Genomic DNA, 8,161 nt, shown 5'->3' on the forward strand with positions numbered 1-8,161 from the left:
CTAGAAGCTAGAAGCTAGAAGCTAGAAGCTAGAAGCTAGAAGCTAGAAGCTAGAAGCTAGAAGCTAGAAGCTAGAAGCTAGAAGCTAGAAGCTTCAATCGCTTCTTTCAAAGCTTCGATCGTCGGCGGGGACGGTTTGACACTGCCGGGACGTTTGCCACCGGCGATGTCCAGCGGTGTCCAACCACGTTTGTTCTTGTGGTTCCAAATCTTTGGATCTGCACCGACCGAGGTCAGCTTTCGAACGGCGGTTGGAAACGTTCGCAGCGCGGCGCCGTGCATCGCGGTTTCTCGGTTGCGATCGACGACATTGGGATCGATCCCGAGATCCACCAGCATTTCGATCGCGCGGTCGACCTCTTCCGGCGTACCGGGTTCTTCACCCACCGCGATCACCCCGACTCCTGCCGCGGCCATCAACGCGGTGGTTCCATCGTCATTGGGGATGGTGGGGTCGGCTCCGAGTTCCAGCAACAAATGCATCAGCTCGATGTCCGCACCGCGAGAGGCCAAGAAGAATGGCGTGGCGCCCTTCGGGTTGAGGCGTTGTCCGCGTGACTTGCCGTTTTTCAGTTGCAGATTCACGTCGGCACCCAACTCCACCATCTGGCGAACAAAGTCCAAGCTGTGAATCGAACCCGTGACACGAGGTGCTGGGTCGCCTGCCGGGTTGTCGCCCAGTTCTGTTTTGCGAACCCAGGTGATCGCGTGCAAAGGAGCGTAGCCGCTGCGTTGGTCGTTCGGATCGGCACCGCGAAGGACCAAATCGCAAGCCAACTGAAGGTGCCCGCTTTCAATCGCGAACATCATCGCTGACATTCCGGACCGCGGATTTCGGCCGCCGCTGCGTTTGGGTTTCGCGACGGTGTTGACGTCCAAACCCGAGTCGAGCAAACGCATCACCACCGCCGATTGACCATGTCGAGCCGCGAACATCAGTGCTGACAAACCGGACTGCGTCAGTGTTGTTTCAACATTGCATCCGGCATCGATCAACGCATCGACAGCATCCAGGTTGCCGGCCGCAGACGCCCACATCAGTGCGGTTTGCCCGCGAGCTTCTTTGTCTTCCATGTCGGCACCGGCTTTGATCAGCGACCGGACCACATTCGCGTTGCCCTGCCGTGCCGCCAACATCAACGGAGATTCTCCACCGCGTCGTGCCGTGTTTGCATCGGCCCCCGCGTCCAGCAAGGCTCGCACCGCTCTGAGATTGCCATACTCACACGCCAAGCTGAGTGGAGTGACCTCGTACAGCGTTTTCGCATCCACATCCGCACCGGCAGCGACCAGTGCCGCGATACTACGAGCGTGATTGTGGTAGGCCGCCCAGTGCAACGCCGTCATCCCATCGGGTTGAGCCGCATCGACGTTCACCCGATCGCCAGCCAACGATTCTCGAACCAAATCCCAACGTTGCTGTTCCGCCGCGGCAACCCACTGGTGATCGGATGCTGATACCACCGCGCCAGCGATCTCGGTCGATTCCCGATCGGAGGGATCTGCCGCGACGACACCAACACAAACCAGGAGCGATCCAGTGATCGGCAAGATCCTTCGCAACATCACAGTGTCACCGGATCGAAGAGGTCGTCGACCGTTCCCGTGCTGTCCGCGAACGATTCCAAAGGCACACCGACTTTGTTGAGCAACGTCAGGTGCAGGTTCGACAATGGTTCAGGGTCTTTGAACCGAAGGTGGCGATTGCCACGCATGTTTTCCGCGGCACCACCAGCCACCAAGATCGGCAGATTGCTGTGGTCGTGAGCGTCCGGATCGCCCATGCCGCTGCCGTACATGTAGAGCGAATGATCGAGCAACGTTCCGTCGCCTTCGGGAACTTCATCCATCCGCTTCAGGAAGTCCGCAAACAGCGAAACATGGAACTGATTGATCTTGGCAACCTTGGCCAGTTTCTCTGGATCGCGACCGTGGTGCGTCACGGGGTGGTGAGGGTCAGGCACGCCGATCTCAGGATACGTTCGCGTGCTGGCCTCACGAGCCAATTGGAACGAAACGACTCGAGTGATGTCGCCTTGGAAAGCGAGCAACTGCAGATCGAACATCAACTTCGCGTGATCCGCGTACGCGGTCGGCACCCCAACGGGCCGGTCCAAATCGGGCAGCGGATTCTCGTGGCTGTTTTGTTCGGCGAGCTGAATCCGGCGTTCGACTTCGCGAATGCTTTCGAGGTAACCGTCGATCTTGTTGCGGTCCGAGGCACCCACGCGATTCTTGATCCGCTTGATTTCCAAGTTGATCGAATCCAGCAGGCTGGCTCGTTTCTGCATCGCGGCTCGACGTTGCTCAGGAGTCCCGCCTTCACCAAACAAGCTCTCAAACACGATTCGCGGGTGAGCTTCGGATGGCAACGGTTGCGTCGGAGAAGCCCAAGACAAACTGTTCTGGTACACGCACGCGTAACCGTTGTCGCACTGCCCGACGGTGGACAGCAGGTCCATCGAAAGTTCCAACGATGGCAACTGTGTGGTCGCGCCGATTTTTCGAGCCGCGACTTGATCGACCGTGGTGCCGTTGTAGTAATCGCTGCTCTCGGTTCGCTTGGCTCTCGCGGCACTCAAAAACGCCGAGTTCGATGTCGCGTGAGAACCGGGGTATGCGTTTTGCAAATCCGTGTTGGAGATCACAGTCAAGTGATTCTTCACGTCTTCCAGTGGCGACAAACTGGACGGCAATTCGTCGAGCGTTTCGCCGTCGGGAGTCCATTCGGCTGGGTTGTATCCCATCGGAATGTAGATGTAACCAATCCGTTTGAGGCGACTGGGAGCCGCTGCCGTTGCCGCGGTTGCGGTCATCGCCGGAATCATCGCGTCCAGCAATGGCAACGCGACGGCGGCACCGGTTCCGCGGAGCAGGGTTCGGCGAGAGAGATGGGATCGTTTCATCGAGCTTCCAGTTTAGAAGTGGGCAGCGTGACGGATCATCGGGATGTGTGTTCGTTGTTCGGATCAGACGCAATTTCTCGGTATCGAAACGGCTCGCTCAAAACGATGCCGTTGATCAGAGAAGCCAGCGTGTAGTTGAATTGCGACGCACCGCGAACGATGCGGCGAATCGCCGGTCCATCGTGTGGCTCGACAGCTCGTCCGAGTGCGTAGGTCATCAATTTTTCGGCAACGGTTTGGGCGAAGATGTCCGGTCGAGCCACGATGCCGGCTTCCAGTTCATCAACCGATTGCAACTCGGTGCCATCAGGGAGTTGGCCCGACGAATCGACATCCAACGTGCCTTCAAATTGTCGCCAACGCCCGACTGCATCATAGTTTTCAAGTGCGAACCCAAGCGGATCGATCAAGTCATGGCAACTCGCACAAGTCGGATTGGCTCGGTGCATTGCCAGTCGTTCTCGAACTGTCATCGCCGCGAGCGTGTCCTTTTCTTTCAAGTTGGGAACGTTCGGCGGTGGTGGAGGAGCCGGTGTTCCAAAGATGTTTTCCATCACCCAGTTGCCACGAATCGTTGGCGAAGTTCGCGTGGCATACGAGGTGACCATCAAAATGCTGCCGTGCCGCAAGATGCCGCCCCGGTGCGACTCGGGTGAAACTTTGACGCGCCGGAAATGGCTGCCGGTGACGCCTCGGATCCCGTAGTGCGTGGCCAAACGCTCGTTCAAAAAGGTGTCTTGCGAGGCGATCAAATCCGTGACGCTTCGATCGTTCATTAAAACATCCTGAAACAACAACTGCGTTTCGCGTTGAAAGGCTTGGCGAAGGTTGTCGTCGAAATCCGGGAACAAACGCAGGTCGGGCGTGATCGAATCCAGGTTGCGTAATTGCAGCCACTGCGAAGCGAAATTCGTGACGAGTGAATTGGCACGCGGGTCGTCTAACATTCGTGCGACTTGCCCGGCCAGCACGTCATCGTTTCGCAATTGCTTGGCGTCGGCGAGGTCCAACAATTCTTCGTCGGGCAAACTGCTCCACAAGAACGACGCCAACCGAGACGCCAACTCATGATCATTGACCGCGACAACATTTTGTTTTGACGATGCAACGACATTCGGATCAACGGATTCAATCCGGAACAGGAACTTTGGATTGACGAGCAACGCAGTGAGAGCGGACTCGATGCCCTGATCAAACTTGCCGGCTGAGAAACCTTCATCAAAGAAGTCCATCAGCAACGCCAGTTCCTCGGTTGTGGCGGGACGGCGATAGGCTCGTCGAGCCAATCGTGTGAGAATCTTTTGGGCTTCGTCCCGGTTCGCGTTTTCGCCCGACCAGTTTTCGCCGAAGATTGCTCGTCGACTGGTTGTGTTGCCGGGGCCTTCCGGCGCAAACGGTCCCACGATCGAAACCTGATAGATCGCCGGAGTCAATCGCGGATGCCGGTGCCGATTGAAGTTGGCATCGAATGGCTGACGTTTACCCTCGGTCAGCGACGAAAAAGTCTTCGGAAAGGTGACGCCAATCGAATGCCGGCCGGCATCGAAGTGCAAACGCTGTTTCAGATGGGAATCCGAATGCGTGTAGTCAGGACCGCCGTACTTGCCGGTCTTCTTTGGCGGATACACCTTGAATTGGTGGACTCGAGCACGATCGACCAGCACATCGATTTCGTGTTCGCGGTGCAAACCCTCGACTTGTTCGTCTCGGTCGCGAGTCAGCTTCAATTCGATCTCGTACTCACCCGTTTGCGGGAAGTGTTGATCGAACATCACGCCGCCGCGGGTTCCAAACGGCAATCCTTCAACATGCTTTTCTTGCGATCGGTCGGCCGGCAACCGAATCGTCACTCCGGCAGGGCCGTTGCCCAAGCCTCCGACGGCCACACGAGCGATCTTTTGTGCGGCCGACACGTAGCGGTTCAAGTGCGTCGGAGAGAGTTCCTCGACGGTGATGTTGTCAAAACCGTGACTGGATTCGTCTTTGGGAAGGTAGTCCGATGCATCAATGGTCACCGCCAGCAAATCACGGATCGCGTTCTGATATTCCACGCGAGTCATCCGCCGCATCGCCCCCACTCGGCCCGGACGCGGGAACTGCTGGGCGTGATGATCGAGGACCGAAACCAACGCAGCTGTTACTTGAGAATAGGTTGCTTCGTCGGGTTGGCCGTAATCCGGTGGCGGCATCTGATGTGTATTGACGCGTCGAAGGATCTTTTCCCATTCCGCCGTCGCGAAGTCAGGTTGCGTGAACTGATCGGCACCAAAATCAAACGCCTGCAAGTCCAATCCCGCTTCGGCATCGTTTCCTGTGTGACAATCCAGGCACTGATCGGAAACAAATTCGCGAATTGTTGAGAGATCGTCTGAGACGACTTGGTTCACTTTCGATGCGGCCGGTTGAACGGGATCGCTCGCAGTATCACCACTCTCAGATGTGACAACTTGAGCAGTCAACCATTCCTTCGGCAGAGTCTCGGTGGGAGCAATCTCGTCGCGTAGCAACTGAGCCGCTCGGCCGACAATCTTGAGGTAGTGATCGCTGGGCAAACCTTCGTAGGTCACGAATCTTGCGTCACGTCCTTGGGGTGGATCGTTGGTGCACTTGAAGATGGCGGTGGCTTCATCGACTTCGTCAAACATTGCGACGTACAGCATTTCGGCCCCGGCTTTCTTCGCCGCGATGATTTGCGACCAGAGGAATTGGCCTTTCAGTCGGGGGATGTCATCCAGGGGTGCGTCTCCGTTGCGAAGATTGAACCAACTGAAACCGGGGAAAACGACAGGCAAGTAATCTTGGCCGCTGGCACCGCACTCTTGTTGATCAGGTTGCCAAGTTTGCTCGCCGTGTCGTTGGGCTTGCTCTGGATTGCGATAGCGTCCGGGCGTCCATGGGCTAATCACATCCGCCATTTCAAAGATTGATCGGACCGCCGGATCGGTCACGCAGTCTCGCTCGAGTTCTCGCCATCCAGTCGGCACACCCAGCATGATGCTGCAACCGGCTCGTTTCAGTTGAGCGATCAACATTTTGCAATCATCCAGCGTGTAAGCACCGGGTTGGTGCCGTTCGGCGAAACCGACACCCCAAATCGCAACGAGGGGCATGCCGTTGTGATGCAAGTAAGCGTTGCTGTCGGTGATCGCTTCTTCGTTGACCAAACGAGTCCAGTCTTGTGAAACGACTTCGAGTTCTCCTTCTCGAAGCCCCGACAAGTCATACATCACTGCGAAGGCCCGCCCGTTCTCTTCGGAGCCGCGGCGACAGTGATTCAAAATCGTGGTTCGATTCGCGAGGCTGGCAGGAGATCTCAGCGAGGTGGCGAAGCGTTGGACAAAGGCACCATCGATTCCGTACTCTCGCATCCATTGGAAGTGACGACGGACGGTTTGTTCGTTGGCACTGCTGAACACTTCCGCGACGCTGCCGTCGGAATGCTGGAACTCGGTGGCAAAGCGTTCTTCCGGTGAGTACTCCGACAAGTCCGGCCAAAGGTCGACCGTGACATTGCCTGGACCAAGCGGCTTTTTCGAGTTGCGTCCCCAATGTCGCCAACCAAGTCCGGCACCGTCTCCCTCGCAGTTGAACCAGCCTTGGTATCCGCACATCACCTTGCCGGTCAGCGTGCTGCAATCAACCGCTTCAATACGTTCGGATTGGTCCGGAGAATCGTCCCCCAACACGGGGTCGATGAACCCGAATATCAACGCGGCGGCAAAGACAAAGGCGGGACGAAGCAAAGGAGTTCTCTTGGGAAGGATCCAAAAGGGGAAGACGAGAACGGGAATGGCCGGGGAGTCGCCGGATGCATTCTGCTCGCCGGTTTTCGGGCAAGAGAGTGACCATCGTCACGACCAAAAGTTCGCGGTCCATCGTACTCGATCAGCGAGTCCAACGCATCCGGAAAGGGGCGACGCCACCCCTTGTTCTCGCCTCGCGGAATCCCGTTTCCCTTTGCAGGTAGCTGCTTCGATCGCCCCAAGCCTGGTTTTCTCGGGTGCGGAGCAGGTTGGCAGCCGTAACCCAGGGAGTTGCCCTGGGCTTTCATAGGTCTGCCCGTTTGGGGCGAATGTTCAGCGAAAGCGAATGGATGTCAAACGCATCCGACCAGGAGTTCATTGATCCTGCGACATGCACATCGACTCCCGATTCGGTGACCTCGACCGCGCCAAAGATATCGACGGCTTGTCCTTCCAGTCCGACATGCAGGTTGATCCGGTTGCCTGAGTCAAACGGAGGCACCGCATTTAGATCATCCAGGTCCAAGTCAAAACCTTCGCCATCCATTCGCGAGATTGCAGAGCCTCCATCGAGAGCACGCGATCGCGACATCGGTTCTTCTTGCCGCGGCGATTCGTTTGTTCACGGATCTGAGAAATCTTCTCCGCCTGCGGTGACGGCCTTCTAAACTGGGGGGCACGCGACTCAAGCTCTGCGCTGCAATCGACTGAACTCGTACGTCTTTGTCACAAACGGATTGAATTGCCATGCCTCGGTACAGACATCTGTTTTTCCTGATCGCCTGCGTCTGCTTTCTGCTAGGCTGCGAGCGAGTTCCGCCGGTGGATATCTCTGAATACGAAGCTCAGTACTATCTCTGGCGTGGCAGCGCCGAACAGCAGTTGGATGAGCTCAGCTCTTGGATTTGGAGAGACAACGAGCTGAGGGTAGAACGAGGTAAGCAAACCGACGAACGCCATGTTCGATTTTTACACACCCAGATTCAGCAAGACATGCATTGTTCTGCACTGCTTGCGAAGACGCAGCTTGGATCCGATGAGCTTCGTGAGGCAGTGAATCAATCAAGCTCACCCGTTCAAACTCAAGTGCTCTGGGTCAAATGGTTCGCCGAACGCGACCCAAATGGAGTCTCGCGTCCTATCACAAGGTCGCCAACCGACCGCTTGATCATCTCGAGGATCGAGGAAGGCCGGACGAGATACCAAAGAAACAGGTAAACGGATTTGATTCGGCAACCAAACGTGTCACCGGATAGCTCCGTGGCCTCCTTCGGCGACAGGGATGGCAGGTTGTCGAGCGTCCGAACCTGTAGCTCTGTGGTCTCCCACAGAGTCCAGCCTGAATTCACTGCGAAGGGGCAACGCTGTTTCTGAAGATCGCTTCGGCAAGTCAGCCTTGTTGGGCGACTACTTATTGGGCGACTAGTCGTCCAGTGGCATGACTTCCGATTTTCGGATGTGGACGATGCTGCCGGGGTCGTGTTGTTGGAATGCGAAGTGGCCGGGCCCGTAG

The 8,161-nt window shown here is 56.9% G+C and carries 4 protein-coding genes and 1 pseudogene; all 5 read right to left on the minus strand.

The window, feature by feature from the left end; all coding sequences use genetic code 11:
* Positions 1-77: 77 nt before the first annotated feature.
* Positions 78-1,565, minus strand: coding sequence for an ankyrin repeat domain-containing protein (locus tag ACF8AM_RS10585; protein WP_392555612.1), 1,488 nt, complete (start codon positions 1,563-1,565; stop codon positions 78-80).
* Positions 1,565-2,905 (minus strand): DUF1552 domain-containing protein, encoded by a 1,341-nt coding sequence (locus tag ACF8AM_RS10590; protein WP_392555613.1) that lies wholly within the window; start codon positions 2,903-2,905, stop codon positions 1,565-1,567. The genes ACF8AM_RS10585 and ACF8AM_RS10590 overlap by 1 nt, the downstream gene beginning before the upstream one ends.
* A 35-nt stretch (positions 2,906-2,940) precedes the next feature.
* The gene (locus tag ACF8AM_RS10595) at positions 2,941-6,648 is read right to left on the minus strand and encodes a DUF1592 domain-containing protein (protein WP_392555614.1); all 3,708 of its coding nucleotides are present in this window, start codon (positions 6,646-6,648) and stop codon (positions 2,941-2,943) included.
* A gap of 304 nt (positions 6,649-6,952) precedes the next feature.
* Positions 6,953-7,240 carry a hypothetical protein gene (locus ACF8AM_RS10600; RefSeq protein WP_392555615.1) on the minus strand — a complete coding sequence of 96 codons (288 nt, stop codon included), beginning with the start codon at positions 7,238-7,240 and terminating at the stop codon, positions 6,953-6,955.
* A gap of 830 nt (positions 7,241-8,070) precedes the next feature.
* Positions 8,071-8,161 (minus strand): annotated as a pseudogene (locus ACF8AM_RS10605) (DUF1080 domain-containing protein); the annotation flags it as partial.

The sequence above is a fragment of the Rhodopirellula sp. JB055 genome (assembly GCF_043100905.1).
Classification (GTDB): Bacteria; Planctomycetota; Planctomycetia; order Pirellulales; family Pirellulaceae; genus Rhodopirellula.

Excerpts from the sequence above, each read along its gene's own strand:
- ACF8AM_RS10585 (WP_392555612.1), bottom strand. The coding sequence starts at position 1,565 with ATGTTGCGAAGGATCTTGCCGATCACTGGATCGCTCCTGGTTTGTGTT.
- ACF8AM_RS10600 (WP_392555615.1), bottom strand. The coding sequence starts at position 7,240 with ATGTCGCGATCGCGTGCTCTCGATGGAGGCTCTGCAATCTCGCGAATG.
- ACF8AM_RS10590 (WP_392555613.1), bottom strand. The coding sequence starts at position 2,905 with ATGAAACGATCCCATCTCTCTCGCCGAACCCTGCTCCGCGGAACCGGT.